The following is a 26,770-nucleotide window of genomic DNA, read 5'->3' as shown; positions in this document are numbered from 1 at the left end:
GAGGCCATGCGGGTGGCGCGGTGCGCTTTGCGAGACAGGAAAGGGTCAATGATAGCGCCAACGGTGTACGCTCAGGCTTCCGGCTGATGCACCGAAGCGGCGCCGTGAAGTTTCGCCCGACCGTTCGGTCGGTCAATCGGGTGTTGCGGTTTCGTCGAGCGATTTACCGCGAAATTGCTCAAAGCCCCGGCGCAGATCTGATTTCACCCGTCAACGCGTGGTGGGATCATGCGGTAGAATTCCATTTTGGAATAAGGATCGGAAGATGCACTGGCAGCCTCGGATCGCCCACTTGATGCCCGCCCCGCGTGAGTCTTGCCCCGCGGCGGAGCGTCTCGTCCGCCACGCACGATCGTGTAGCTGTATCTGAGCGCCACGAAGCGACCGGTGTGGGTTGACCGTCGGTCGTGCTTCGCTCCCCAAGAAAATTTCCAGCATTGCGCGCCACGCGCACCGTCAGCCGGCGCCTCACCAATGAGCGCGCCGGGTTGACCCACCGAGTCGTCCAAACATGAACGCACCTCAAGTTTTCGATCCGCACGGGGCCGCCGCTGCGGTGGCCGCCGATCCCGAAGCGCGTCTGCGCGAAATTCCCTATAACTACACGTCGTTCTCCGACCGTGAAATCGTTATCCGCCTGCTAGGCGACGCCGCTTGGGCCGCGCTTGCCGAACTGCGCGCGGAACGCCGCACCGGCCGTTCGGCGCGGATGCTGTACGAAGTGCTCGGCGACATCTGGGTGGTGCGGCGCAATCCTTACCTGCAGGACGACCTGCTCGACAACCCAAAGCGCCGCGCGATGCTGATCGAGGCGCTGCATCACCGTTTGAGCGAGATCGAGAAGCGCCGCCGCGCCGATCTGACCGAACACGGCGATGAAGCGGGCGTCGACCGCGCCGCGCGCGTCGAAACGCTGGTTCAGGCCGCGCGCCGCGCCGTCGACGAATTCGCTAGCGAATTCCAGAAGACCTACGATCTGCGCAAGCGCGCGACCAAGGTGCTGGGCAAGGTCACGGAAAAGGACAACATCAAGTTCGACGGACTGTCCCGCGTCTCGCACGTGACCGACGCGACCGACTGGCGCGTCGAATATCCGTTCGTGGTGCTCACGCCGGATACCGAAGCCGAGATCGCCGGCATGATCAAGGCGTGTTTCGAGCTCGGCCTGACCGTGATTCCGCGCGGAGGCGGCACGGGCTATACCGGCGGCGCGGTGCCGCTCACGCCGTTCTCCGCCGTCATCAATACCGAAAAGCTCGAACAGCTGGGCGCGGTCGAAATGACCGAATTGCCGGGCGTCGATCGTAAAGTCGCGACGATTTTCTCCGGCGCGGGCGTGGTCACGCGCCGCGTGACCGAGGCGGCCGAGCAGGCCGGCTTCGTGTTCGCCGTCGATCCGACCTCGCTGGATGCATCCTGCGTGGGCGGCAACGTCGCGATGAACGCGGGCGGTAAAAAGGCGGTGCTGTGGGGCACGGCGCTCGACAACCTCGCCTGGTGGCGCATGGTCGACCCGGAAGGGAACTGGCTCGAAGTCACGCGCCTCGACCACAACATGGGCAAGATTCACGACATCGAAGTCGCGCGTTTCGAGCTCAAATGGTTCGACGGCAATTACGCGCCGGGCGAAAAGCTGCTGCGCACGGAAGCGCTCGACATCAAGGGCCGCGTGTTCCGTAAGGAAGGCCTCGGCAAGGACGTCACGGACAAATTCCTCGCCGGTCTGCCGGGCGTGCAGAAAGAAGGCTGCGACGGGCTGATCACGTCCGCGCGCTGGGTGCTGCACAAGATGCCCGCGCATACGCGCACCGTCTGCCTCGAATTCTTCGGTCAGGCGCGCGATGCGATTCCGAGCATCGTCGAAATCAAGGATTATCTGTTCGAGACGTCGAAGCAGGGCGGCGCGATTCTCGCGGGCCTCGAGCATCTGGACGAGCGCTATCTGCGTGCGGTCGGCTATGCGACCAAGAGCAAGCGCAACGCGTTTCCGAAGATGGTGCTGATCGGCGATATCGTCGGCGACGATGCGGACGCGGTCGCGCAAGCCACCTCGGAAGTCGTGCGCATGGCCAACGGCAAGAGCGGCGAAGGCTTCGTCGCGGTCAATGCCGAGGCGCGCAAGCGTTTCTGGCTCGACCGCAGCCGCACGGCGGCAATCGCCAAGCACACCAACGCGTTCAAGATCAACGAAGACGTGGTGATTCCGCTCGACCGCATGGGCGAGTACACGGACGGCATCGAACGCATCAACATCGAGCTGTCGATCAAGAACAAGCTGCAACTGGTCGACGCGCTCGAAGCGTTCTTCCAGGCCGGCAAGCTGCCGCTCGGCAAGAGCGACGACGCCAACGAAATCCCGAGCGCCGAACTGCTCGAAGACCGCGTGCAGCAGGCTCTCGATCTGCTCAAGCGCGTGCGCACGCGTTGGGAATTCCTGCGTGACAAGCTCGATCTGTCGCTTCGTGAAGCGCAGCACTATCTGGTCGGTCTCGGTTACGAAGCGCTGGCGGAGAAGTTCGCCGACCGTGCGGACGCGCAGCCCGATGCCACCGTGTTTCATGTCACGCAGGACCGTACGATTCGCGTGTCGTGGAAGCAGGAAATTCGCGCCGAGTTGCGGCAGATCTTCAACGGCGGCGAGTTCAAGCCGATCCTCGAGGAAGCCCAGGCGATCCACAAGCAGGTGCTGCGTGGCCGCGTGTTCGTCGCGCTGCACATGCACGCGGGCGACGGCAACGTTCACACGAACCTGCCGGTCAACTCCGACAACTACGAGATGCTGCAGGACGCCCACACGGCAGTCGCGCGCATCATGAAGCTGGCGCGTTCGCTCGACGGCGTGATTTCCGGCGAGCACGGCATCGGCATCACCAAACTCGAATTCCTGACCGAAGACGAGATCAGCGAGTTCCGCCAGTACAAGCAGCGCGTCGATCCGCATGGCCGTTTCAACGCGGGCAAGCTGCTCGAAGGCGCCGACCTGCGCAACGCCTACACGCCGTCGTTCGGCCTGATGGGCTATGAATCGCTGATCATGCAGCAGTCTGACATCGGCGCGATTTCCGAGTCGATCAAGGACTGTTTGCGTTGCGGCAAGTGCAAGCCGGTGTGCGCGACCCACGTGCCGCGCGCCAATCTGCTGTACAGCCCGCGCAACAAGATTCTCGCCACCTCGCTGCTGGTGGAGGCGTTCCTGTACGAGGAGCAGACCCGCCGCGGCGTGTCGATCAAGCACTGGGACGAATTCAACGACGTCGCGGATCACTGCACCGTCTGTCACAAATGCGTGACGCCGTGCCCGGTGAAGATCGACTTCGGCGACGTCACCATGAACATGCGCAACCTGCTGCGCAAGATGGGCAAGAAGAAGTTCAATCCGGGCAACGCGGCCGGCATGTTCTTCCTCAACGCGACCAACCCGCAGACCATCAACCTCGCGCGCACCGCGATGATGGGCGTCGGCTACAAGGCGCAGCGCCTCGGCAACGAAGTGCTGAAGAAGTTTACGAAGAAGCAGACGGCGCACCCGCCGGCAACCGTCGGCAAGCCGCCGGTCACGCAGCAGGTGATCCACTTCATGAACAAGAAGATGCCGGGCAACCTGCCGAAGAAGACCGCGCGCGCGTTGCTCGATATCGAGGACAACAAGATCGTCCCGATCATCCGCAATCCGAAGACGACCACCGCCGACACGGAAGCGGTGTTCTACTTCCCGGGCTGCGGCTCCGAGCGTCTGTTCTCGCAAGTGGGTCTCGCCACCCAGGCCATGTTGTGGGAAGCGGGCGTTCAAACCGTGTTGCCGCCGGGTTATCTGTGCTGCGGCTATCCGCAACGCGGGTCGGGCCAGTTCGACAAGGCCGAGCAGATCGTCACGGACAACCGCGTGCTGTTCCACCGCGTCGCCAATACGCTGAACTACCTCGACATCAAGACGGTGGTGGTGTCGTGCGGCACGTGCTACGACCAGCTCGCCGGCTACGAATTCGAGAAGATCTTCCCGGGCTGCCGGATTATCGACATCCACGAGTTTCTGCTGGAGAAAGGCATGAAGCTCGACGGCGTGAACGGCGTTCGCTACATGTATCACGACCCGTGCCACACGCCGATCAAGACGATGGACCCGGTCAAGCTCGTCAATCAGCTGATGGGCTCGGAGAAAGACGGCTACAAGATCGAGAAGAACGATCGCTGCTGCGGCGAGTCCGGCACGCTCGCGGTCACGCGTCCTGACATTTCGACGCAGGTCCGCTTCCGCAAGGAAGAGGAGATCCGCAAGGGCGCGGCGAAGCTGCGCGGCATTCCTTTGGTTGCCGAAGCCGGCGCGAACGGGATCAATCCGGCCAATGCGTCGGCCGGTTCGGCGGGCGCGCCGGACGGCTCCGTCCTGAAGGCCGGCGACGGTCCGCAGCCGAAGGGCGCCACCGACGTGAAGATCCTCACGAGCTGCCCGTCCTGCCTGCAAGGCCTGTCGCGGTACAACGAAGACGCGGGCATCGAGGCGGATTACATCGTCGTCGAGATGGCACGTCACGTGCTCGGTGAAGACTGGATGGTCGACTACGTGCAACGGGCGAACAATGGCGGAATCGAGCGCGTGCTGGTTTAATGGCACGACTGACGATTTTTGCCTGAGGACGACGATGGATTGCGTTTTTTGCCGTGAAGATGGCGGCGATGTGCTGTGGCACGACGACACCTTGCGTGTCGTCCTCGCCGACGAACACGATTACCCGGGCTTTTGCCGGGTGATCTGGAACGAGCACGTGGCCGAGTTCTCCGACCTCGACGGAAACGACCGTGATCGCGTGATGAAGGTCGTGTATGCGGTCGAGCGCGCGATCCGGCGCATCCTTCAGCCGGCGAAGGTCAACCTGGCGAGCCTCGGCAACCAGGTGCCGCACGTGCACTGGCATGTGATCCCGCGTTTTTCGAACGACGCGCATTTTCCACTGCCCATCTGGGCGCCGCGCCAGCGCACGGTGTCCGAAGCCATGCTGTCGTCGCGTCGCGCGCAAGCTACCTTGCTGCGTGAAGCGGTGCGACAGGAAATCGAACAGGCTCTTGGTTGAGCGCCCCTGAACCTGTTGCGTCGCGCGAGGCTCCTGAAGGGCAAGAAAACTCGCGGCGGCGTTCTCTATGAGGTCAACATGAGCGGATTGACTCCCGATACTCCGGTGCCGACCGGCGTCGTCGTCCATTCCAAATCGCGCGTACTCGAATTGCAGTACGCAAACGGCGAATCGTATCGCCTGCCGTTCGAACTGTTGCGCGTGTATTCGCCGTCGGCGGAAGTGATGGGCCACGGGCCCGGCCAGGAAACGCTGCAGACCGGCAAGCGCGAAGTGACCATCACGATGATCGAAGGCGTCGGCAACTACGCGCTGCAGCCGACTTTCTCCGACGGCCACGCCACCGGCATCTATTCCTGGGACCTGTTGTACGACATGGCGGTGCGCCAGGATGAACTCTGGGGCGCGTATCTCGCCAAACTGCAGGCGGCGGGCGTCGATCGCGATATGCCCATGGTCCAGGCCGGCGCTGCGCACGGGCACTGTCACTGATACGATTCGCCCCATCGCCGCACTGATGCGGCGCAACATTTCAGAATACGCGAAAGGACAAGCGCGATGAGCAAAACCCACTTCGGCTTTCAATCGGTCGACGAACAGGACAAGGCGCAGAAGGTGGCGGGCGTGTTCCACTCGGTTGCCGCCAACTACGACTTGATGAACGACCTGATGTCGGGCGGGTTGCACCGGGCGTGGAAGATGTTCACGATCGCCCAGGCCAACGTGCGGCCGGGCTACAAGGTTCTCGATATCGCGGGCGGCACGGGCGACCTGTCGAAGGCGTTCGCGAAGCAGGCCGGCGAAACCGGCGAAGTCTGGCATACCGACATCAATGAATCGATGCTGCGGGTGGGCCGCGACCGCCTGCTGGACAAGGGCGTGATCACCCCTGCGCTGCTGTGCGACGCCGAGAAAATTCCCTTTCCGGACAACTACTTCGACGTGGTGACGGTGGCCTTCGGCCTGCGCAACATGACGCACAAGGACGTCGCGCTGGCGGAAATGCGGCGCGTGCTGAAGCCGGCCGGGCGTTTGCTGGTGCTGGAATTTTCGAAGGTGTGGGATCCGCTCAAGAAGGTCTACGACGTCTATTCTTTTAAGGTGTTGCCGTGGTTGGGCCAACGCTTCGCGAAAGATGCCGAGAGCTATCAATACCTCGCTGAATCGATCCGGATGCATCCGGACCAGGAAACTTTGAAAACAATGATGGAACAAGCGGGCCTGGACGGCGTCAAATATTACAATTTGTCAGCTGGCGTGGTAGCTTTACATGTGGGGACCAAATACTAGGGTTCCTAACCCATCGATTTTTAGAGGAAAGTACGAAAATGTCCGATTCAGGTGCGTTATCTCCCCGTAAGGTTAAGCGGTCGCTGGTGAGAAGAATCGGACTGATCGCGATGGTCGGCCTGATCATGGCCGGCTCCCTCGCTTCGCTCGATGCGGAAGCTCGCCGCATGGGCGGTGGCCGCAGTATTGGCCGTCAGTCGAATAGCGTGACGCAGCAATCCGCTCCGTCGCAACCTTCCCAAAGCAATCAGGCGATGCAGCAGCGCGCGCAGCCCGCACCGGCGCCCGCGCCGACGCCGGCCGCGCAGCCTAACCGTTCGCGCTGGCTGGGACCGATCGCCGGTCTGGCGGCCGGTCTGGGCATCGCCGCTTTGCTGTCGCACTTCGGTCTGGGCGGCGCGTTCGCCGGCGCCATGGCCAATATCATCGTGATTGCGATCATTGCGATGATCGGTATCTGGCTGATTCGCCGCTTCATGGGCCGCAAGCGCGACGCGGCGCAACCGGCTTACGCGGGCAGCTCGCCGTCGTTCAATTCGAGCGGCACGGGCTACTCACCGCAGGAACCGCGTTATAACGCCCCGCCTACCGGCTCGTATGTCGAACCGCAAGGCAATCCGCTGAACACGCCGACCATCAACGCCGCGCCGGTCGTGCCGGCCGGCTTCGATTCGGAAGCGTTTCTGCGTAACGCGAAGGTCTATTTCGTGCGCCTGCAAGCCGCTTGGGACGTCGGCAACACGGAAGACATCCGCGAATTCACCACGCCGGAAATGTTCGCCGAGGTGAAGGTCGATCTGTCTTCGCGCGGTGCCGAGACGAATCAGACCGACGTGGTGCAACTCAACGCCGAGCTGTTGGGCGTGGAAGAGCGTGCGAACGAATACTTCGCCAGCGTGCGCTTCTCGGGCCTGATCCGCGAAGCGCCGGGCGCGGCGGCAGAGCCGTTCGTCGAAGTCTGGAACCTGTCCAAGGCGAACCGCCCCGGCGAAGGCTGGCTGCTGGCCGGCATCCAGCAGGTGGCGCAGCACTGAGACAACCGCGCGCCGGGGCCGCGGCAGGACCACACCTCCTGACCGGGCTCCTCGCGTTGGCCGTTCGGCATAGCGAGCCGCGAAGCGAACGGACGTTACAATAGGAACCCGCGCGGGCACCTCGCTCGCGCGGGTTTTTTCTTGCCACTTTCAATGACCCTCGCCGCCAAGCCATTCGCTGCTGCTGTCAATCATCTGCTCGCCCGCGAATCGTGGGCTCGTGAGCGCCTCGCCCCCTACGCGGGCAAGACCGCGAAGCTGTCCTGTCCGCCGGTCGTGCTGATGCTGCTGGTGCAACCGGACGGCTATCTGAGCGCCGTCGCCGCTACCGAGGCGCAACAGTTCGACGTGACCATCTCGGTGCCTTCCGACGCGCTGCCCGCCTTCGTGCAAGGCGGCCAGGCGGCGGTGATGAAGCACGTCAAGATCGAAGGCGACGCCGAATTCGCCACCGTGATCGCCAAGCTCGCCGAACATCTGCGCTGGGAGCCGGAAGAGGATCTGGCGAAATTCATCGGCGACGGCCCTGCGTGGCGGGTGGCGTCAGTTGTGCGCACGGTCGGCGAACATGTGCAGCGCACCGGGCGCAACCTGCTCGACACCGCCGCCGAATATCTGCTCGACGAGAATCCGCAACTGGTGCGCCGCGCCGCGCTCGAGGACTTCAACGTCGAACTGGCCCGCGCGCGCGACGCACTCGCGCGCGTGGAAAAACGCATCGAGCGTCTTGAACAGAAGGTCGAAGCCCGCGGCGCTCTTGCGCCGAGCGGCGCCGCCACGTCGCGCGGCACGCGCTAGTCACCGGGCACAACTATGCGTTTTCTGCGTTTCCTCAAGATTTTTTTCACGGTCATCCGCTTCGGTCTCGATGAGATGATGCTCAGCCGCGTCAATGACCGGCGCGTGCGTCTGTTGCTGCGTATCACGACCATCGGCCGCAAGTTCGACGCCCCGCCGGGCGTGCGTCTGCGGCTTGCGCTGGAAAGCCTCGGGCCGATCTTCGTCAAGTTCGGGCAGGTGCTGTCCACCCGGCGCGATCTATTGCCGGTGGATATCGCCAACGAACTGGCCAAGCTGCAGGATCAGGTGCCGCCGTTCGATTCGGCGGTGGCGATCGGACTGGTCGAAAAGTCGCTCGGCGCACCCGTCGACGTGTTGTTCGACGACTTCGAGCGAGTGCCGGTGGCGAGCGCCTCGATCGCGCAGGTGCACTTCGCCACAGTGAAGGCCGGCCAGCACGCGGGCAAGGCTGTCGCCGTGAAGGTGCTGCGCCCGAACATGCTGCCGGTGATCGATTCCGACCTCGCGTTGCTGCGCGACATCGCCGTATGGGCCGAGCGCCTGTGGGCCGACGGCAAGCGTCTGAAGCCGCGCGAAGTTGTCGCCGAATTCGACAAATATCTGCACGACGAGCTCGACCTGATGCGCGAGGCGGCCAACGGCAGCCAGTTGCGGCGCAACTTCGCCGGGCTCGATCTGCTGCTGGTGCCGGAGATGTACTGGGAGTTCTGCACGCCCACGGTGCTGGTCATGGAGCGCATGGTCGGCGTGCCGATCAGCCAGGTGGAAACGCTGCGCGCCGCCGGCGTGGATATTCCGAAGCTGGCGCGCGAAGGCGTCGAGATTTTCTTTACCCAGGTGTTCCGCGACGGCTTTTTCCATGCCGACATGCACCCGGGCAACATTCAGGTGAGTCTCGATCCGAAGCACTTCGGCCGCTATATCGCGCTCGACTTCGGCATCATCGGCGCGCTGTCGGACTTCGATAAGAACTACCTCGCGCAGAACTTCCTCGCATTCTTCAAGCGTGACTACCATCGCGTCGCCACGCTGCATCTGGAGTCGGGCTGGGTGCCGCCCACTACCCGCGTCGAGGAACTCGAGAGCGCGATCCGCGCGGTCTGCGAACCGTACTTCGACCGCGCGTTGAAGGATATCTCGCTGGGCCAGGTCCTGATGCGGCTGTTCTCGACCTCGCGCCGCTTCAATGTCGAAATCCAGCCGCAACTCGTGCTGCTGCAAAAAACCATGCTGAACGTGGAAGGGCTCGGCCGTTCGCTCGATCCTGAGCTGGATCTGTGGAAGACCGCCAAGCCCTACCTCGAACGCTGGATGAACGAACAGATCGGGCTGCGCGGCTGGTACGAGCGCCTGAAGATCGAGGCGCCGCAGTGGAGCAAGACGCTGCCGCAGTTGCCGCGCCTGATTCATCACGTGCTGGCCGAGCGCCACGACCACGCGCGCGGTGCAAACGACGAAATGATTCGCCAGATTCTGCTCGAGCAGAAACGCACCAATCGTTTGTTGCAAGGTTTGCTGCTGTTTGGCGTGGCGGTCGGCGTCGGCGCGGCGCTGGCGCGGGTGTTTCTTGCGTTCGCCTACGGCGGTTGATTGCATTCTCAACGAGGTATTTGATGAGCGACCCGACCCAGCCTTCCGCGCCCGACTTCGAAACGCGCGATCCCAACTCGCCTGCTTTCTGGGACGAGCGCTTCGAGCGCCGTTTCATGCCGTGGGATCAGGCGGGCGTGCCGTCCGCGTTTCAGGCGTTCGCCGCTCGCCATAGCGGCGCCGCCGTGCTGATTCCAGGTTGCGGCAGTGCATACGAAGCGCTTTGGCTGGCCGGGCAGGGCAACCCGGTGCGGGCCATCGACTTTTCGCCGGCCGCCGTCGCAGCGGCGCACGAGCAGCTGGGCGCGCAGCACGCGCAACTGGTGGAGCAGGCGGACTTCTTCGCGTATGAGCCGCCGTTCACGCCCGCGTGGATTTACGAGCGCGCGTTTCTCTGCGCGCTGCCACTGGCGCGCCGCATTGACTACGCACGCCGAATGGCGGAGCTGCTGCCTCACGGCGCGTTGCTCGCGGGCTTCTTTTTCCTCGGCGCGACGCCGAAAGGGCCGCCGTTCGGCATCGAGCGCGCGGAACTCGACGCGCTGCTCTCACCGTACTTCGAATTGATCGAAGACGAAGCCGTGCACGATTCGATCGCCGTCTTCGCGGGACGTGAGCGCTGGCTAACCTGGCGCCGCCGCGCTTGAGGGCGTAGCTGCGACGCTCCCCGGCGGCGCGGGCCGCACTTGATTCAACCGCGGCTGCCCCCACTTGACTGGGCGGCGCCTACGTCGGGCGCTCGACCCCAAAATCCGGGGGAGGGGCATCGTTTGCGGCTATAATTCAAGGCTTTGCAAGCGTTTACAAGATTTCAGTAGGGAAAAGGATCATGCCGATCTACGCTTATCGTTGCGAATCATGCGGCTTCGGGAAGGATGTGCTTCAGAAGATGAGCGACCCCCAGTTGACGCAATGTCCCGAGTGCGGGAAAGACACTTTTCGCAAGCAGGTCACTGCTGCCGGCTTTCAGTTGAAGGGCTCCGGCTGGTACGTGACTGATTTTCGCGGCGGCAATGGCGGCACGAGCGCGCCTGCCAAGCCCGACGCCAATGGCGCCTCGAATGGCGCCGCCGGCGAAAATGCGGGCGCCAATAATGGCGCCGCAGCGCAAACCGACACGGCTTCGGCCGGTTCATCGAGCGCGGCCGCAACGCCGTCCGCGCCTGCTGCCGCACCGGCCGCTTCGGCGAGTTCGAGCGGTTCCGGCAGCGCCTAGTGGGACTGCCGCCCTGCGGGGCGGTGCACACGCCGCGCGTTGGGTCTCGGCCAGCGCGGCTTTCTGGCGGTACACATGACGACGAAAAAAACGACGCTCAAATCGGTGTTCCTGACTGGCCTGCTGGTGCTGGTGCCTCTGGCCATCACACTGTGGGTGCTCGGTCTGATCATCGGCACGATGGACCAGACCCTGCTGCTGCTGCCGCGCGCGTGGCAGCCGGAGCGCCTGTTCGGCTTCCGCCTGCCCGGCCTCGGGGCGGTGCTCACGCTGGCGTTCATCTTTGTCGTTGGGCTGTTGACGCAGAACTTCATTGGGCAGAAGCTCGTGAAGTGGTGGGAAGTCGTGGTCGCCCACATTCCGGTGGTCGGCCCGATCTACACCAGCGTCAAGCAGGTGTCCGACACCCTGTTGTCGAGCAGCGGCAACGCGTTTCGCAAGGCGCTGCTGATCGAGTACCCGCGCCGCGGCTCCTATACGATCGCGTTTCTGACCGGTATCCCGGGCGGCGACGTGCTCAACCACCTGAAAGAAGATCACGTCAGCGTGTATGTGCCGACTACGCCGAACCCCACGTCCGGCTTCTTCCTGATGGTGCCCAAGAGTGAAGTGATCGAGCTCGACATGACGGTCGACGCTGCGCTCAAGTACATCGTCTCGATGGGCGTCGTGGCGCCGTCCGCGCCTCCGGCGCCGGTGCGCCGCACGACAGTCGAGCCTCCGCTGTAACGCGGCACGTAGCGTTTTAATGCCACGCGCCGTTCAACCAATGCAAAACGAAAGACAAACATCATGTCGATGAGATCTGAATACTGCGGTCTGGTGACCGAAGAACTGCTGGGCCAATCCGTCTCGCTGTGCGGCTGGGTGAGCCGCCGCCGCGACCATGGCGGCGTCATCTTCATCGACCTGCGCGATCGCGAAGGCCTCGTTCAGGTCGTGTGCGACCCCGACCGCGCAGAGATGTTCAAGGCGGCCGAAGGCGTGCGCAACGAGTTCTGCCTGCAGATCAAGGGCGTGGTTCGCGCTCGTCCGGAAGGCACCACGAACGCCGCGCTCAAGAGCGGCAAGATCGAAGTGCTGTGCCATGAGCTGATCGTGCTGAACCCGTCGATCACGCCGCCGTTCCAGCTCGACGACGACAACCTGTCGGAAACCACGCGCCTTACGCACCGCGTGCTGGACCTGCGCCGTCCGCAGATGCAGCACAATCTGCGTCTGCGTTACCGCGTCGCGATCGAGGCGCGCAAGTATCTCGACTCGCTGGGCTTCATCGACATCGAAACGCCGATGCTCACCAAGAGCACGCCGGAAGGCGCGCGCGACTACCTCGTGCCGTCGCGTACGAACCCGGGCCAGTTCTTCGCGCTGCCGCAGTCGCCGCAGCTGTTCAAGCAGCTGCTGATGGTGGCGAACTTCGATCGTTACTACCAGATCGTCAAGTGCTTCCGCGACGAAGACCTGCGCGCCGACCGTCAGCCGGAATTCACGCAGATCGACTGCGAAACCTCGTTCCTGTCGGAACAGGAAATTCGCGATCTGTTCGAAGACATGATCCGTCATGTGTTCAAGGAAACGATCGGCGTCGCGCTGGACGAAAAATTCCCGGTCATGCTGTATTCGGAAGCCATGCGCCGCTTCGGTTCGGACAAGCCGGACCTGCGCGTGAAGCTCGAATTCACGGACCTCACGGATGCTGTCCGCGACGTCGACTTCAAGGTGTTCAGCGTGCCGGCCAACACGAAAGACGGCCGCGTCGCGGCCATTCGCGTGCCGAAGGGGGGCGAGCTCTCGCGTGGCGATATCGACAGCTACACGGAATTCGTGCGCATCTACGGTGCGAAGGGTCTGGCGTGGATCAAGGTCAACGAAGTCGCGAAGGGCCGTGACGGTCTGCAAAGCCCGATCGTCAAGAACCTGCACGACGAAGCGGTCAAGGCGATCATCGAGCGCACCGGCGCGCAAGACGGCGACATCATTTTCTTCGCGGCGGATCGCGCGAAGGTGGTGAACGACAGCCTCGGCGCACTGCGTCTGAAGATCGGTCATTCGGAATTCGGCAAGGCGAACGGTCTGGTCGAGACCGGCTGGAAGCCGCTGTGGGTGGTCGACTTCCCGATGTTCGAATACGACGAGGAAGACAACCGTTACGTGGCCGCGCATCACCCTTTCACGAGCCCGAAAGACGAGCACCTCGAGTATCTGGAAACGGATCCGGCGCGCTGCCTCGCCAAGGCCTACGACATGGTGCTGAACGGCTGGGAAATCGGCGGCGGTTCGGTGCGTATTCACCGTGAAGAAGTGCAGAGCAAGGTGTTCCGTGCGCTGAAGATCAACGCGGAAGAAGCGCAAGCCAAGTTCGGCTTCCTGCTCGACGCGCTGCAATACGGCGCGCCGCCGCACGGTGGTATCGCATTCGGTCTGGACCGCATCGTCACGATGATGGCCGGCGCCGATTCGATCCGCGACGTGATCGCGTTCCCGAAGACGCAACGCGCGCAGTGTCTGCTCACGCAGGCGCCGAGCGAAGTGGACGAGCGCCAGCTGCGCGAGTTGCACATCCGTCTGCGTCAGCCGGAACCGAAGGCGTAATGGACTGAAGGCAGTCAGTGCTGTCTGAAAACGACAGCAGAAGCAACCGGAAAAGGCGCTCATGCGCCTTTTCCGTTTTTTGCGTTACAGTCGATGCAACTGTGTTCGACCGCTCGTCGAACCACTCTCCGACCTGTACCGCGCAAGCGTTGCTCCCAGTTTTTACGCCATGCCGAAACCGCCGAAGATTCCGCAATCCGTACTCGTCATCATTCATACACCCGCGCTCGACGTATTGTTGATCGAGCGCGCCGATCACGCCGGTTTCTGGCAGTCGGTCACGGGCTCCAAAGATCAACTCGATGAACCGCTCGTCGAGACGGCGGCGCGCGAAGTCGCCGAAGAGACCGGCATTGTGGTGGGCAGCGAGCGCGTGCCGCAGAGCGCGTTGTTCGACTGGCAGTATTCGATCGAATATGAGATTTACCCGGAGTTCCGGCATCGCTACGCCGAAGGCGTGATCCACAACACCGAACACTGGTTCAGCCTGCAGGTGCCCGAGCAACTCGAAGTCACGCTGGCGCCACGCGAGCACACCGCATTTCTGTGGCTGCCCTATGACGAGGCGGCATCGCGCTGTTTTTCCTCGTCGAATGCGGATGCGATCCTGCAGTTGCCTAAGCGGCTCGGTGCGCGTGCTGTCGCCGGGCATCCCACGGAGCGTGGCCGATGAGCGTCGGCGGCGCGCGCCGTTTCGCCCGACTGCGGCAAGCGCTGCTCGGCCGCCGCTATTGGCAGCGCTACCGGTTCACCAGCGGCAACGACGTCAAGCTGCTGCGCTCCGGCGAAGAGTTCTTCAGCGCACTGATCGCACGGGTCGACGCCGCGCAGAGCGACGTGGTGCTCGAGACGTATATCTTCTGCTACGACAACGCCGGGCAGGCGGTCAGCGCGGCGCTAAAGCGTGCCGCCGAGCGCGGCGTCAAAGTGCGCGTGATCACCGACGGCATCGGCACCGCGCGCTTGCCGATGTTCAACGAGTGGCCCGACGCCGGCATCGATCATCGCATTTACAACCCGCACCTGTTCGGCCGCTTCGGCTTCTCGCGTACGCATCGCAAACTCGCGGTGATCGACGATCAGTTCGCCTACTGCGGCGGGATCAACATCGTCGACGACTACGAGAACAACGGCGAGAAGCTGCCGTATCGGCGCTGGGACTTCGCCGTTGAATTGCACGGGCCGGTGGTCGGTGATATCCGCCAGGCGTTCGAGGTGCAGTGGCGCCGGATTCGCCTCGGGCATCGGCCGCTCGAGTCCATGGCGCCGGATCTCGGGCCGAGCACCACGGCTTCGCTCGGCAGTCTGCGCCGGCGCCGCCGCCGTCGTAACGAGGAGTTGTGGGCGGGCGGTCAGCCTTGCGTGGCGTTCGTCGCGCGCGACAACCTGATCAATCGGCGCGCCATCGAGAAGGCCTATCTGGCGGCGATCGGGCAGGCGCGCAACGAAGTACTGCTCGCCAATCCGTACTTCATGCCGGGGCGCAAGCTGCGGCGCGCGCTGGTGTACGCCGCGCGCCGCGGCGTGGAGGTGAAGCTCATTATCGGGCGCAAGGAATTCAAGGCGCTCGACTATGCGGTGCCGTTTCTGTATTGCTCGTTGCTCAAGGCCGGCGTGCAGATCGCGGAGTATGAGAAAACGCTGCTGCACGGCAAGGTCGCGGTGGTGGATTCGAACTGGGGGACGGTCGGCTCGTCGAACCTCGATGCGCTGAGCCTGATGCTCAACAACGAAGCCAATGTCGTGCTGGTGAACGACCCGTCGATCGACCCGCTGCGCGAGGCGATCCTCGTCGCCTTCAAGGACTCGCGCCGCATCGACGAGGCGCGCTACGACGCCCGCCCGGCCAGTGAGCGCGTGCTCAACTGGCTCGCCTACACGACCTACCGCGCGGTGATGAAGCTGCTCACGGTCGGCGGATATGACTGACTGCGTGGCAACGCGCTGAGCCACGCTCGGCAGGCTCAAGTGCAATGCTTAAGCCTTCTTGCCATGCATCGACGCACGGCATGCCACGTTTCGGAACGGTCCTAGAGACGGGCCGCCTCTCTGGCAAACATAATCTGCGCTCCTTATCGATCGGGCGACCCGGCGAATTGCACGCGCCACTCAACTCCCCCGCTCGTCAAGCCTCGCTGCCGTTTCGACTGCGCGCTCACGGCAACCGGATCGGCAGCGTAATGCTTACGCATCCGGATACGCATTCGCCAAACATGTCCACTTTCCCTTCATCGCAGGCAGTCGACCTTTCGAGTCTCCATGACGAGGCCGTGCACGCCTATCAAACAGGCCGCCACGATGTGGTGCAGACACTCGTCGAGCGGATCCTCGCCGAGGACGCGGAGCATGTCGGCGCCATTCACTTGCGAGGCCTGCTCGCGCTGGCGTCCGGCGAGGCGCACGACGCGCTGCGCTGGCTCGAGCGCGCGATCCGGATTCGGCCGGAGCCGATTCTGTTCAACACGCTCTACGCGATTCGGCTGAACCTGGGAGATTTCGCCGGTGCGGTGCAGACTATTCGGCAGGGACTCGCGATCCAGCCTGACTTTGCCGCGTTCCACTACAACCTGGCGTTGACGCTGCAACATCTCGGTCATATCGAGGACGCCGCGGTGGGCTATCGGCGCACGCTCGAACTCGATCCGGTCAACTCGGCGGCGCATAACAATTTGGGTCGCGTTTGCGCGGACCTCGGCGCAATGGACGAAGCCGAGCGTCACTACCGGCGCGCGATTGAACTGGCGCCCGCCAACCTCGTCGCGCGTAATAACCTTGCCATGGCTTTGCTTGCGACCGGCCGCTACGACGAAGCGTGGCCATATTTCGAGGATCGCTGGGTCAGTTTCAAGCTGCCCGATGGCCGCCCCGCGCCCGCGCCGGTGGAGGTGCCGCTGCCGCGCTGGTCGGGCGAGAGCGTCTCTCACATCCAGGGCGCGCAAGCGGCGGGCGCATCGGCGCAATGCCTTCTCGTGCTTCACGAGCAAGGCTTGGGCGACAGCTTGCAGTTCGTGCGCTACCTGCCGCTGGCGCTCGCGCACTTTGCCCGGGTCGGCTATGTGTGCCCGCCGGCCTTACGGCGCCTCTATGAACGGTCATTGTGTTCACGCTGGCCGGGCCTCGTGTTGCTCGACGCTGTGCCCGTCGATCTGGCGCAGTGGGACCGCCATATTCCGATGATGTCGCTGCCAATGGCGTTCGCCACGCAAGTGGCGACAATCCCGGCCGCGCTGCCCTACCTCCATGCCGACGCCCGGCTCGCCGCCGCCTGGCGCGCGCGGCTCGAAGCGCTGCCGGCCCCGCAGCTGCCGCGCGTTGGCGTCGTGTGGGCGGGCGGTCATTCCGGCATTGCCGTGGACGGTTTGCGCAGCCTCGCTGCCGTGCAAATCGCACCTTTGCTGGCGATGCCTCACGTGCGCTGGATCAGTCTGCAAAAGACCGACGATCCCGACAAGCTTCCCGACGCCGCCGCCCGGGCGCACCTGATCGACTGGACCGATGAAATCGCCGACTTCGCGGACACCGCGGCGCTGATCGACAACCTCGATCTGGTGATTTCGGTCGATACCTCGGTCGCCCATCTCGCCGCGGCAATGGGCAAGCCGGTCTGGCTGCTCAACCGTTTCGCGGGTTGCTGGCGCTGGCTGTATGGCCGGGACGACAGCCCGTGGTATCCCGGATTGCGTCTTTTCACGCAGACGAGGCGCGCCGATTGGCATGACGTGCTGGCGCGGGTTGCCGTCGCTCTTATCCAGACTTTCCCACGGCAAGACAACGCGTCCTGATGCGGTGCATTCCCTTCCCGTATGGTCCTGGCGAGCGACCCTGAGCCGGCAGCCGAAGCAGCGGCAACACTGTGTCGGGCCGACGTCTCACGGAACGATCGCCGGTCGTTGCGCGCTGCGATTCACCCTGTCGCCGTGGCCTTCCTATACTCGTGATATGCCGAATCCTTCTGGATTCGCGCCGACTTGCTGCATGATATCGGCCGGCTGTACTGATCCGGGAAGCGAGCCTTTCGGTAGGCAAAGACCGCCTCAAGGCAAACGCCTCTAAAAAATCTCATTCCTCTGATTGACGGATGCCGCAGAATTGAAACCAGGTTAGAAACCGGTTTCTAATAAAGTCCTTGTTTCGCGGACGGCAGCACTCAATAATAGTACGGCCGTTCGATTTTCTTTCGGTCACATTAGAACGGTAAAAAAGCTATGCGAAAAGGCGAACAGACGCGAGCCGCAATTCTCGAAGCAGCACTTGATCTGGCCAGCCGCGACGGACTCGAAGGTCTGACGATCGGCTTGCTGGCTGAGCGCATGCAGATGAGCAAAAGCGGTGTGTTCGCGCATTTCGGGTCGCGCGAGGATTTGCAGGTTGAAGTCGTGCGCGAATATCACCGTCGTTTCGAAGACGAGGTGTTCTTCCCGAGTTTGCGCGAGCCTCGTGGATTGCCGCGCTTGCGCGCGATGATTTCCCGCTGGATCGAGAAACGCATTCAGGAAGTCACTACCGGCTGCATCTATATCAGCGGCGCCGTCGAATACGACGACCGCGCGGATAACCCGGTGCGTGAACAACTGGTGTCGAGCGTGACGATCTGGCGTGCGGCGCTCACTCGCGCGATTTCGCAGGCAATGGAAGAAGGGCATCTGCGCGCCGACACCGATCCGCAACTGATGCTGTTCGAACTGTACAGCTTCACGCTCGGTCTGCATCACGACGCGCGCTTCCTGCACTTGCCGGATGCGGTGCGTCTCACGTGGGCCGCGCTGGAAAAATTGATTGTTTCGTATCAGAGCGAAAGCCGTTAGCGGCGTCGCCGCCAACTAAGGCGGATTCAGCGGCGCAGAAAGTTCCGATCCACGGACTCAGCTAACGGCCTGGCTTCTTGTCAAACTTGGGAGAGAGTCATGGGACAGTACGCCGCGCCGCTGCGCGACATGCAATTCGTGTTGCACGAACTGCTTAACGTCGAAGCCGAAATCAAGCAGATGCCGAAGCACGCGGATCTCGATGCCGACACGATCAACGCGGTGCTCCAAGAAGCCGGCAAATTCTGCTCCGAAGTATTGTTCCCGCTCAACCACAGCGGCGACCAGGAAGGCTGCACATACGTCGGCGACGGCGTCGTGACCACGCCGAAGGGCTTCAAGGAAGCCTATGCGCAGTACGTCGAAGCCGGCTGGCCCGCGTTGGGCTGCGATCCGGAATACGGCGGCCAGGGTCTGCCCGCGTTCGTCAATAACGCGCTGTATGAAATGCTGAACTCGGCGAATCAGGCGTGGACCATGTATCCGGGTCTCTCGCACGGCGCGTACGAATGTCTGCATGCGCACGGCACGCCGGAATTGCAGCAACGCTATCTGCCGAAGCTCGTCGCCGGTGTGTGGACCGGCACGATGTGTCTGACCGAGCCGCATTGCGGCACCGATCTCGGCATTCTGCGCACCAAGGCCGAACCGAACAGCGACGGCTCGTACGCGATCAGCGGCACGAAAATTTTCATCTCCAGCGGCGAACACGATCTCGCGGAGAACATTGTTCATCTGGTGCTCGCGCGTCTGCCGGATGCGCCCAAGGGCACCAAGGGCATTTCGCTCTTCATCGTGCCGAAGTTCGTGCCCAACGAGGCGGGCGAACCCGGCGAGCGCAACGGCGTGAAGTGCGGTTCCATCGAGCACAAGATGGGCATTCACGGCAACGCCACCTGCGTGATCAATCTGGACAACGCCAAGGGTTGGCTCGTCGGCGAGCCGAACAAGGGCTTGAACGCCATGTTCGTGATGATGAACGCCGCGCGCCTGGGCGTCGGCATGCAGAGCCTGGGTCTGACCGAAGTCGGCTATCAGAACTCGTTGGTATATGCGAAAGAGCGTCTGCAGATGCGTTCGCTGACCGGCCCGAAGGCGCCCGAAAAGGCGGCTGATCCGATCATCGTGCATCCGGACGTGCGCCGCATGCTGCTCACGCAAAAGGCCTACGCCGAAGGCGCGCGCGCTTTTTCGTACTGGTCCGCGCTGCATATCGACAAGGAACTGTCGCACGCTGACGAATCGGTGCGCAAGGAAGCCGCCGACCTCGTCGCGCTGCTCACGCCGATCCTGAAAGCGTTCCTGTCGGACAACGCGTTCGAGAGCACCAACCACGCCATGCAGATCTACGGCGGCCACGGCTTCATCGCCGAGTGGGGCATGGAGCAGTACGTGCGCGACGCGCGCATCAACATGATCTACGAAGGCACCAACGCGATTCAGGCGCTCGACCTGCTCGGCCGCAAGATCCTCGGCGACATGGGCGCGAAGATGAAGAAGTTCGGCAAGCTGGTGTCCGAATTCGTCGAAGCCGAAGGCGTGAAGCCGGAGATGCAGGAGTTCATCAACCCGCTCGCCGACATCGGCGAAAAGGTGCAGAAGCTGACGATGGAAATCGGCATGAAGGCCATGCAGAACCCGGACGAAGTCGGCGCCGCCGCCGTGCCGTATCTGCGCACGGTCGGCCACCTGGTGTTCTCGTACTTCTGGGCGCGCATGGCACGCATCGCGCTGGACAAGGAAGGATCGGGCGATCCGTTCTACAAGGCGAAGCTCGCCACGGCACGCTTCTACTTTGCGAAGCTGCTGCCGGAAACGGCCATGACGATCCGTCAGGCGCGTGCCGGCTCGAAATCGATGATGGAAGTCGACGAAGCGCTGTTCTAAGCCGCTGTTTTCAGGCGTCAGGCAATCACATCAAGGCAGGCGCCGCGCGTGTCGAACTCGCGGCGTCTCTCCTCAATCACACAACGCGAAGCGTCCATCGAAGCTTCGCGACCTCGCATAACTCTCCGGAGGAACGACGTGAGCAATCTGATCATTCGCAAGGTAGCCGTGCTCGGCGCCGGCGTGATGGGCGCGCAGATCGCCGCGCACCTGATCAACGCCAAGGTGCCCGTGCTGCTGTTCGATCTGCCGGCAAAAGAAGGCCCGAAGAATGCGATCGCGCTGAAGGCGATCGAGAATCTGAAGAAGCTGTCGCCGGCGCCGTTCGGCGTGAAGGACGACGCGCAATACATCCAGCCCGCGAACTACGACGACGACATCGAGAAGCTCGCTGAATGCGACCTCGTGATCGAAGCGATTGCCGAGCGCATGGACTGGAAGCACGACCTGTACAAGAAGGTCGCACCGCATCTCGCGCCGAACGCGATTTTCGCGACCAACACGTCGGGTCTGTCGATTACCGCCTTGTCGGAAGGTTTCTCGGACGAACTGAAGGCGCGCTTTTGCGGCGTGCACTTCTTCAATCCGCCGCGCTACATGCACCTGGTCGAACTGATTCCGACCGCGACCACGCGTCCGGAAATTCTCGACCAACTCGAGTCGTTCCTGACCAGCGTGGTCGGTAAGGGCGTTGTGCGTGCGAAAGACACGCCAAACTTCATCGCCAATCGCGTGGGGATTTTCTCGATTCTCGCCGTCGTGACCGAAGCCGCGAAATTCGGCCTGCGTTTCGACGAAGTGGACGATCTGACGGGCGCACGTCTGGGCCGCGCGAAGTCGGCCACCTTCCGCACCGCCGACGTGGTCGGTCTGGACACGATGGCGCACGTCATCAAGACGATGCAGGACACGCTGAAGGACGATCCGTTCTATCCGGTCTACGAAACGCCGGCCGTGCTGGCCGAACTCGTAAAGAAGGGCGCGCTGGGTCAGAAAACCGGCGGCGGCTTCTACAAGAAGGAAGGCAAGGCGATCAAGGTGCTCGACGCCAAAACCGGCGAGTACGTGGACGGCGGCGCTAAGGCGGACGAACTGGTCGGCCGCATCCTCAAGCGCCCGCCGGCGGAGCGTCTGAAGCTGCTGCGCGAATCGCAGCATCCGCAGGCGCAGTTCCTGTGGGCGATTTTCCGCGACGTGTATCACTACATCGGCGTGCATCTGGAGTCGATCGCCGACAACGCGCGCGACGTCGATCTGGCAATCCGCTGGGGCTTCGGCTGGAACGAAGGCCCGTTCGAAGGCTGGCAGACGGCCGGCTGGAAGCAGGTCGCCGAGTGGGTGCAGGAAGACATCGCGGCCGGCAAGGCGCTCTCGAACGTGCCGCTGCCGTCTTGGGTGCTGGAAGGTCCGGTGGCCGAGAAGGGCGGCGTGCATACGAACGAAGGTTCGTGGTCGCCGGCTTCCAGGACGTTCGTACCGCGCTCGTCGCTGTCGGTGTACGACAAGCAGGTGTTCCGTGCGCCGCTGGTCGGCGAAACCGCGGCTGATCCGAAGACCTACGGCAAGACGCTGTTCGAAACCGACGCCGTGCGCGCATGGGTCGACGATCGCGCCGGCGAGAACGACGTGCTGATCGTTTCGTTCAAGAGCAAGATGAACACGATCGGACCGTCGGTGATCGACGGTCTGACGCAGGCGATCGAACTGGCCGAAAAGGAGTACAAGGGCCTGGTGGTGTGGCAGCCGACGTCGCTCAAGCTCGGCACGCCGGGCGGCCCGTTCTCCGCGGGCGCCAACCTCGAAGAAGCGATGCCGGCCTTCATGATGGGCGGCGCGAAGGGCATCGAGCCGTTCGTGAAGAAATTCCAGCAAGGCATGCTGCGCGTGAAGTACGCCAGCGTGCCGGTCATCTCGGCCGTGTCGGGCATCGCGCTCGGCGGCGGTTGCGAACTGGCGCTGCATAGCGCGAAGCGGGTCGCGCACATCGAAAGCTATATCGGTCTGGTGGAAGTCGGCGTGGGTCTCGTGCCCGCGGGCGGCGGCCTGAAGGAAGCGGCGCTGCGCGCGGCGGAAGCGGCGACGCAAGTCGGCGCGACCAACGACCTGCTGAAGTTCGTGCAGAAGTCGTTCGAAAACGCGGCGATGGCGAAGGTCTCGGCCTCCGCGCTCGACGCCCGCGCAATGGGCTACCTGAAGCCGTCCGACACGATCGTCTTCAACGTATTCGAACTGCTCGACGTCGCGAAGAAGGAAGCGCGCGCGTTGTCGGTGGCGGGTTACCGTCCGCCGCTGCGGGTCACGCAAGTGCCGGTGGCCGGCCGCTCGGCGATCGCGACCATCAAGGCGTCGCTCGTCAACATGCGTGATGGCCGTTTCATCAGCGAGCACGATTTCCTGATTGCTAGCCGTATCGCGGAAGCGGTGTGCGGCGGTGACGTGGAAGCGGGCAGTCTGGTCGATGAAGAGTGGCTGCTGCAACTCGAGCGTCGCGCGTTCGTCGATCTGCTCGGCACGCAAAAGACGCAGGAACGCATCATGGGCATGCTGCAAACCGGCAAGCCGGTGCGCAACTGAGCGAGCGACCGCACTACGTGCATTGGACCGGAGTAAGCGCTAAAGCGCCAACTCCGGTCGACCGCGATAAGGCTGCATGGGACCGGAGTAAGCGGTAAAGCGCTAACTCCGGTCGACCGCGATAAGACTGCATGGGACCGGAGTAAGCGCTGAAGCGCTAACTCCGGTCGACAAAGGAGATTCAGATGGCAAAGCAACTGCAAGACGCATACATCGTCGCCGCGAGCCGCACGCCGATCGGCAAGGCGCCGCGCGGGATGTTCAAGAACACGCGCCCCGACGAACTGTTGGTGCACGCGATCAAGTCGGCCGTGGCGCAAGTGCCCGGCCTCGACACGAAGGTGATCGAAGACGCGATCATCGGCTGCGCGATTCCGGAAGCGGAACAAGGCCTGAACGTGGCGCGCATGGGCGCGCTGCTGGCCGGCCTGCCGAATACCGTCGGTGGCGTGACGGTGAACCGCTTCTGCGCGTCGGGCCTCACGGCGCTGGCGATGGCGGCGGACCGCATCCGCGTCGGCGAGTCGGACGCGATGATCGCGGGCGGCTGCGAATCGATGAGCATGGTGCCGATGATGGGCAACAAGCCGTCCATGTCGCCGCATATCTTCGATCGCAATGAAGACATCGGCATTGCATACGGCATGGGCCTGACAGCGGAGAAGGTCGCCGAGCGCTGGAAGATCAGCCGCGAAGCGCAAGACGCGTTTTCGGTCGAATCGCACCGCCGCGCGATCGCCGCGCAGCAGGCCGGCGAGTTCAACGACGAAATCGCCGCCTACACGATCACCGAGCGCTTCCCCGATCTCGCAACCGGCGAAGTCCGCGTGAAGACCCGCGAAGTCTCGCTCGACGAAGGTCCGCGCGCGGAAACCTCGCTCGAAGGTCTGGCCAAGCTGCGCGCGGTGTTCGCGAACAAGGGTTCGGTGACGGCGGGCAACAGCTCGCAGACCTCGGACGGCGCGGGCGCGCTGATCGTGGTGTCGGAAAAAATGTTGAAGGAATTCAACCTGACGCCGCTCGCGCGTTTCGTCAGCTTCGCCGTGCGCGGCGTGCCGCCGGAAATCATGGGCATCGGCCCGAAGGAAGCGATTCCCGCCGCGCTGAAGGCCGCCGGCCTGAAGATCGACGACCTCGACTGGATCGAGCTGAACGAAGCGTTCGCCGCGCAATCGCTGGCGGTGATTCAGGACCTCGGTCTGGATCCGGCGAAGATCAACCCGCTCGGCGGCGCGATCGCACTCGGCCACCCGCTGGGCGCGACGGGCGCGATTCGTGCGTCGACCGTGGTGCATGGTTTGCGCCGCCGTAACTACAAGTACGGCATGGTGACGATGTGCGTCGGCACGGGCATGGGCGCAGCGGGCATCATCGAGCGGCTGTGAGCGTGCTCGCCGCAGTGTTCAGTCCGGCATTCGCTTCGGTCTATACGGCGAGGCTCGGGGCGACCCTCGGGGCGGCCCGTTAGGCACCGCGCAACGGTTCGCAGGCCATCCGGCTTGCGAACCGTTTTTACATTCTGAGCAGGAGTACGAGGAGATGACGATGGATATTCTGGTCGAGCGCGCCGACGGCGTGCTGACGATTGCCTTCAACCGGCCCGACAAGAAGAACGCGATCACGGCAGCGATGTATCAGACAATGGCCGATGCGCTAGTCGAAGCGCAAGGCGACGCCGCGGTGCGCGCCATCCTGATTCGCGGCAGCGCGGGCATTTTCAGCGCCGGCAACGATCTCGAAGATTTCATGAAGACGCCGCCGATGGGCGAAAACGCGCCGGTGTTCCAGTTCCTGCGCGCGATCAGTTCGGCGGAGAAGCCGGTGGTGGCGTCGGTGGCGGGCCCGGCGGTTGGGATCGGCACGACCTTGCTGTTGCATTGCGATCTGGTCTACGCCGCCGACACGGCGAGCTTCTCGCTGCCGTTCGCGCAACTCGGCCTGTGCCCGGAAGCGGCGTCGAGTCTGCTGTTGCAGCGTGTGGGCGGCTATCAGGCGGCGGCGGAGAAACTGCTGCTCGGCGAAGCGTTCGACGCCACCGAGGCACAACGCATGGGCTTCGTGAATCGCGTGCTGCCCGCCGCAGAAGTCGACGGTTTCGCCGCTTCGCAAGCCGCGAAGCTGGCCGCGCTGCCGGCCTCGTCATTGCGCGTGACGAAGAGCCTGATGAAGCGCGCGAGCCACCAGGAACTGCAAACGCAGATGTCGGAAGAAGCCGTGCATTTCGGCAAGATGCTGCTCGCGCCCGAAGCCCGCGAGGCGTTCAAGGCGTTCTTCGAGAAGCGCAAGCCGGACTTCCGGCAGTTCGACTGAGCGGTGCGCCGGAGCGCTTGAAGCACTGTGAGCGCGAGCGTTCTGGCGTAGAACGGACTGCCCAGCTTGGGCGGGCTACGCCTTTTTGCACGGCTGGACCTTCGCCCGCTCGCAACTCAGGCGCGTCGCCGTTCAAAGCTGCGCCGGCTGCAACGTGTCGTAGTCGACGTAGCTCTTTTCGCGGCAGAAGCTCACCAGCCGCACGCCCGCCTTGCGGGCAATCGCAATCGCCAGCGACGACGGCGCCGAGATCGTCGCGACCATTGGCACGCCAACGCGCGCCGCCTTGCGCACCAGCTCATAGCTCGCGCGGCTCGACAGAAACACGAAACCCTCTCTGGTATCCACGCGATCGAGCACGAGCTGGCCGATCAGCTTGTCGAGCGCGTTGTGGCGGCCCACGTCCTCGAACGCATAGCGGATCGCGCCTGCCGCGTCGCACCATGCGGCGGCGTGCAGGCCGCCGGTCAGCCGCGTCAATGCCTGATGCTCGGGCAGTTCGCGGGCGGCGCGCGCAATCGCATCCGGTGCGAGCCGTTGCAGGAAACCGGTGTCCGGCACGCGCTCCGGTTCCAGATCCAGCAGATCGATGCTTTCGATCCCGCACACGCCGCAACCGGTGCGCCCGGCGAGCGCGCGGCGCTTTTCCTTCAGCGCGACGAACGCCTGCTGCACGACCTGCAACTGCACTTCGGCGTGCGGCAATTCACCGTCGTCGTGCAGTTCGACCTCGATATCCTGAATGTCGCTACCGCGTTCCACGATCCCTTCGGAAATCGCGAATCCGACCGCGAACGCTTCCAGATCGCGCGGCGTGCACATCATCACCGCATGCGAAATGCCGTTGAAGACCAGCGCGACCGGCCATTCCTGACCGACGTGGTCGGTCACGGTCTCGACTTCGGCGCCGCGATGCCGGCGCACCTGGCGCTCCACCGCGCCCGGTTGCCCGCCTGTTTCCAGTTCGTCCAAGCTTGTCACTCCTTTGCCATGCCGCGCGCGCCTGAGCGGCAGGTGGGCTCGCGGGTTGCCGCCAGGCCGTGCCGCCGTCGCGCGAATAAGGTTCTAAAATACCTCAAGCTGGGCTTGAGCGTTGCCCGCCATCCACGAGGGACACTGTCATGGGACTCAACGAAGCGCCGCTTCTGTTCAACTTCGAGGTCGAGTCTTCGGAGAATTTCACTTACATCCCGATGTCGGTGCGCTTCAACCTCGACCGGTTCGGGCTGCGCATCTCGCTTCAACAATGGCAACTGTTGCCGCTGGAAGACCGCAAGCTGCTGGCGCGTTTCCCGGTCGAGGAAGATGCGGAGATCGAGCCGAACTTCGATCACGCCCTGTTCGAAATGCTGCGCACCCATGCGAACGTCGAGCCGGAGTGGTTCACGCCCGAGGAAGCGCCGGCCTGGCGCCGCACGGATAGCGTGCCGGAGGGCATCGCGCATCAGGCGCAACTGGCCGGCATCGTCGCGCCGGGTGTGGCCCGTTGGGCCGAACTCGATCCGTTCAAGCGCTACGTGCTCGCCAAGCTGTCGCGTAAGCCGGAGGCCAACCACGACTTCGTCCCGGCCATGAAGGAGTTCGGTGCGGCCGGCTAGGTGC

At 63.5% G+C, this 26,770-nt stretch carries 22 protein-coding genes; 21 read left to right on the top strand and 1 reads right to left on the bottom strand.

Features of this window, described 5'->3' with window-relative positions; translation table 11 throughout:
• The 20 genes from P0D71_RS33190 to P0D71_RS33095 form a co-directional block, all read left to right on the top strand.
• A partial coding sequence (locus tag P0D71_RS33190; RefSeq protein WP_408483632.1) for a hypothetical protein occupies positions 1 to 296 on the top strand: 296 nt, incomplete at its 5' end.
• Positions 297 to 511: 215 nt separating this feature from the next.
• Positions 512 to 4,606, top strand: coding sequence for a DUF3683 domain-containing protein (locus P0D71_RS33185; protein WP_408302502.1), 4,095 nt, complete (start codon positions 512 to 514; stop codon positions 4,604 to 4,606).
• A gap of 34 nt (positions 4,607 to 4,640) precedes the next feature.
• Positions 4,641 to 5,069 carry an HIT family protein gene (locus P0D71_RS33180; RefSeq protein ID WP_408483631.1) on the top strand — a complete coding sequence of 143 codons (429 nt, stop codon included), beginning with the start codon at positions 4,641 to 4,643 and terminating at the stop codon, positions 5,067 to 5,069.
• Positions 5,070 to 5,147: 78 nt separating this feature from the next.
• Positions 5,148 to 5,561: a gamma-butyrobetaine hydroxylase family protein gene (locus tag P0D71_RS33175; RefSeq protein WP_408483630.1), complete on the top strand. Its 414-nt coding sequence runs from the start codon at positions 5,148 to 5,150 to the stop codon at positions 5,559 to 5,561.
• A gap of 66 nt (positions 5,562 to 5,627) precedes the next feature.
• Positions 5,628 to 6,359 carry a bifunctional demethylmenaquinone methyltransferase/2-methoxy-6-polyprenyl-1,4-benzoquinol methylase UbiE gene (gene ubiE, locus P0D71_RS33170; RefSeq protein WP_091796750.1) on the top strand — a complete coding sequence of 244 codons (732 nt, stop codon included), beginning with the start codon at positions 5,628 to 5,630 and terminating at the stop codon, positions 6,357 to 6,359.
• Positions 6,360 to 6,397: 38 nt separating this feature from the next.
• On the top strand, positions 6,398 to 7,393 hold the full coding sequence (locus P0D71_RS33165) for a Tim44 domain-containing protein (protein ID WP_408483629.1): 996 nt from the start codon (positions 6,398 to 6,400) through the stop codon (positions 7,391 to 7,393).
• Between the two features lie 153 nt (positions 7,394 to 7,546).
• Positions 7,547 to 8,191, top strand: a complete 645-nt coding sequence (locus tag P0D71_RS33160) for a ubiquinone biosynthesis accessory factor UbiJ (protein WP_091796748.1) — start codon at positions 7,547 to 7,549, stop codon at positions 8,189 to 8,191.
• 15 nt (positions 8,192 to 8,206) lie between these two features.
• The gene (gene ubiB, locus P0D71_RS33155) at positions 8,207 to 9,784 is read left to right on the top strand and encodes a ubiquinone biosynthesis regulatory protein kinase UbiB (protein WP_091796747.1); all 1,578 of its coding nucleotides are present in this window, start codon (positions 8,207 to 8,209) and stop codon (positions 9,782 to 9,784) included.
• A gap of 23 nt (positions 9,785 to 9,807) precedes the next feature.
• Positions 9,808 to 10,431, top strand: a complete 624-nt coding sequence (locus tag P0D71_RS33150) for a class I SAM-dependent methyltransferase (RefSeq protein ID WP_408483628.1) — start codon at positions 9,808 to 9,810, stop codon at positions 10,429 to 10,431.
• Between the two features lie 182 nt (positions 10,432 to 10,613).
• Positions 10,614 to 11,000, top strand: a complete 387-nt coding sequence (locus P0D71_RS33145; RefSeq protein WP_408186519.1) for an FmdB family zinc ribbon protein — start codon at positions 10,614 to 10,616, stop codon at positions 10,998 to 11,000.
• Positions 11,001 to 11,075: 75 nt separating this feature from the next.
• On the top strand, positions 11,076 to 11,729 hold the full coding sequence (locus P0D71_RS33140) for a DUF502 domain-containing protein (protein ID WP_091796744.1): 654 nt from the start codon (positions 11,076 to 11,078) through the stop codon (positions 11,727 to 11,729).
• Positions 11,730 to 11,792: 63 nt separating this feature from the next.
• Positions 11,793 to 13,592 (top strand): aspartate--tRNA ligase, encoded by a 1,800-nt coding sequence (gene aspS / locus P0D71_RS33135; protein ID WP_091796743.1) that lies wholly within the window; start codon positions 11,793 to 11,795, stop codon positions 13,590 to 13,592.
• 169 nt (positions 13,593 to 13,761) lie between these two features.
• The gene (nudB, locus tag P0D71_RS33130; RefSeq protein WP_091796742.1) at positions 13,762 to 14,265 is read left to right on the top strand and encodes a dihydroneopterin triphosphate diphosphatase; all 504 of its coding nucleotides are present in this window, start codon (positions 13,762 to 13,764) and stop codon (positions 14,263 to 14,265) included.
• Positions 14,262 to 15,521 carry a cardiolipin synthase ClsB gene (gene clsB, locus P0D71_RS33125; RefSeq protein WP_408483627.1) on the top strand — a complete coding sequence of 420 codons (1,260 nt, stop codon included), beginning with the start codon at positions 14,262 to 14,264 and terminating at the stop codon, positions 15,519 to 15,521. The genes nudB and clsB overlap by 4 nt, the downstream gene beginning before the upstream one ends.
• Before the next feature lie 284 nt (positions 15,522 to 15,805).
• A complete protein-coding gene (locus P0D71_RS33120; protein ID WP_408483626.1) occupies positions 15,806 to 17,374 on the top strand; it encodes a tetratricopeptide repeat protein in 1,569 nt (522 codons plus the stop codon).
• A 423-nt stretch (positions 17,375 to 17,797) separates the two neighbouring features.
• Complete coding sequence (locus tag P0D71_RS33115) at positions 17,798 to 18,397, top strand: TetR/AcrR family transcriptional regulator (protein WP_091796739.1); 600 nt, start codon at positions 17,798 to 17,800, stop codon at positions 18,395 to 18,397.
• 99 nt (positions 18,398 to 18,496) lie between these two features.
• Entirely contained in the window at positions 18,497 to 20,284 is a 1,788-nt protein-coding gene (locus P0D71_RS33110) for an acyl-CoA dehydrogenase C-terminal domain-containing protein (protein ID WP_408483625.1), read from the top strand.
• A gap of 138 nt (positions 20,285 to 20,422) precedes the next feature.
• The gene (locus P0D71_RS33105) at positions 20,423 to 22,858 is read left to right on the top strand and encodes a 3-hydroxyacyl-CoA dehydrogenase/enoyl-CoA hydratase family protein (RefSeq protein WP_408302515.1); all 2,436 of its coding nucleotides are present in this window, start codon (positions 20,423 to 20,425) and stop codon (positions 22,856 to 22,858) included.
• Between the two features lie 185 nt (positions 22,859 to 23,043).
• Positions 23,044 to 24,243, top strand: a complete 1,200-nt coding sequence (locus P0D71_RS33100; RefSeq protein WP_408186514.1) for an acetyl-CoA C-acyltransferase — start codon at positions 23,044 to 23,046, stop codon at positions 24,241 to 24,243.
• Positions 24,244 to 24,397: 154 nt separating this feature from the next.
• The gene (locus P0D71_RS33095) at positions 24,398 to 25,168 is read left to right on the top strand and encodes an enoyl-CoA hydratase (RefSeq protein ID WP_408302517.1); all 771 of its coding nucleotides are present in this window, start codon (positions 24,398 to 24,400) and stop codon (positions 25,166 to 25,168) included.
• Between the two features lie 132 nt (positions 25,169 to 25,300).
• On the opposite strand, the gene fdhD is transcribed toward P0D71_RS33095, so the two are convergent.
• On the bottom strand, positions 25,301 to 26,140 hold the full coding sequence (fdhD, locus tag P0D71_RS33090) for a formate dehydrogenase accessory sulfurtransferase FdhD (RefSeq protein WP_408483624.1): 840 nt from the start codon (positions 26,138 to 26,140) through the stop codon (positions 25,301 to 25,303).
• A gap of 149 nt (positions 26,141 to 26,289) precedes the next feature.
• On the opposite strand from fdhD, the gene P0D71_RS33085 reads away from it, so the two are divergent.
• The gene (locus tag P0D71_RS33085; protein WP_408302521.1) at positions 26,290 to 26,766 is read left to right on the top strand and encodes a nitrate reductase associated protein; all 477 of its coding nucleotides are present in this window, start codon (positions 26,290 to 26,292) and stop codon (positions 26,764 to 26,766) included.
• The last annotated feature ends 4 nt before the right edge of the window (positions 26,767 to 26,770 follow it).

The sequence above is a fragment of the Paraburkholderia sp. RL17-383-BIF-A genome (assembly GCF_046028015.1).
GTDB lineage: Bacteria > Pseudomonadota > Gammaproteobacteria > Burkholderiales > Burkholderiaceae > Paraburkholderia.
Note: the sequence above shows the minus strand (reverse complement) of the source record. Positions and strands in the feature narration are given on the sequence as shown.

Bases quoted from the DNA above. Each gene is read 5' to 3' on its own strand.
- P0D71_RS33185 (WP_408302502.1), top strand. From the start codon at position 512: ATGAACGCACCTCAAGTTTTCGATCCGCACGGGGCCGCCGCTGCGGTG.
- P0D71_RS33180 (WP_408483631.1), top strand. From the start codon at position 4,641: ATGGATTGCGTTTTTTGCCGTGAAGATGGCGGCGATGTGCTGTGGCAC.
- P0D71_RS33175 (WP_408483630.1), top strand. From the start codon at position 5,148: ATGAGCGGATTGACTCCCGATACTCCGGTGCCGACCGGCGTCGTCGTC.
- ubiE (WP_091796750.1), top strand. From the start codon at position 5,628: ATGAGCAAAACCCACTTCGGCTTTCAATCGGTCGACGAACAGGACAAG.
- P0D71_RS33165 (WP_408483629.1), top strand. From the start codon at position 6,398: ATGTCCGATTCAGGTGCGTTATCTCCCCGTAAGGTTAAGCGGTCGCTG.
- P0D71_RS33160 (WP_091796748.1), top strand. From the start codon at position 7,547: ATGACCCTCGCCGCCAAGCCATTCGCTGCTGCTGTCAATCATCTGCTC.
- ubiB (WP_091796747.1), top strand. From the start codon at position 8,207: ATGCGTTTTCTGCGTTTCCTCAAGATTTTTTTCACGGTCATCCGCTTC.
- P0D71_RS33150 (WP_408483628.1), top strand. From the start codon at position 9,808: ATGAGCGACCCGACCCAGCCTTCCGCGCCCGACTTCGAAACGCGCGAT.
- P0D71_RS33145 (WP_408186519.1), top strand. From the start codon at position 10,614: ATGCCGATCTACGCTTATCGTTGCGAATCATGCGGCTTCGGGAAGGAT.
- P0D71_RS33140 (WP_091796744.1), top strand. From the start codon at position 11,076: ATGACGACGAAAAAAACGACGCTCAAATCGGTGTTCCTGACTGGCCTG.
- aspS (WP_091796743.1), top strand. From the start codon at position 11,793: ATGTCGATGAGATCTGAATACTGCGGTCTGGTGACCGAAGAACTGCTG.
- nudB (WP_091796742.1), top strand. From the start codon at position 13,762: ATGCCGAAACCGCCGAAGATTCCGCAATCCGTACTCGTCATCATTCAT.
- clsB (WP_408483627.1), top strand. From the start codon at position 14,262: ATGAGCGTCGGCGGCGCGCGCCGTTTCGCCCGACTGCGGCAAGCGCTG.
- P0D71_RS33120 (WP_408483626.1), top strand. From the start codon at position 15,806: ATGTCCACTTTCCCTTCATCGCAGGCAGTCGACCTTTCGAGTCTCCAT.
- P0D71_RS33115 (WP_091796739.1), top strand. From the start codon at position 17,798: ATGCGAAAAGGCGAACAGACGCGAGCCGCAATTCTCGAAGCAGCACTT.
- P0D71_RS33110 (WP_408483625.1), top strand. From the start codon at position 18,497: ATGGGACAGTACGCCGCGCCGCTGCGCGACATGCAATTCGTGTTGCAC.
- P0D71_RS33100 (WP_408186514.1), top strand. From the start codon at position 23,044: ATGGCAAAGCAACTGCAAGACGCATACATCGTCGCCGCGAGCCGCACG.
- P0D71_RS33095 (WP_408302517.1), top strand. From the start codon at position 24,398: ATGACGATGGATATTCTGGTCGAGCGCGCCGACGGCGTGCTGACGATT.
- P0D71_RS33085 (WP_408302521.1), top strand. From the start codon at position 26,290: ATGGGACTCAACGAAGCGCCGCTTCTGTTCAACTTCGAGGTCGAGTCT.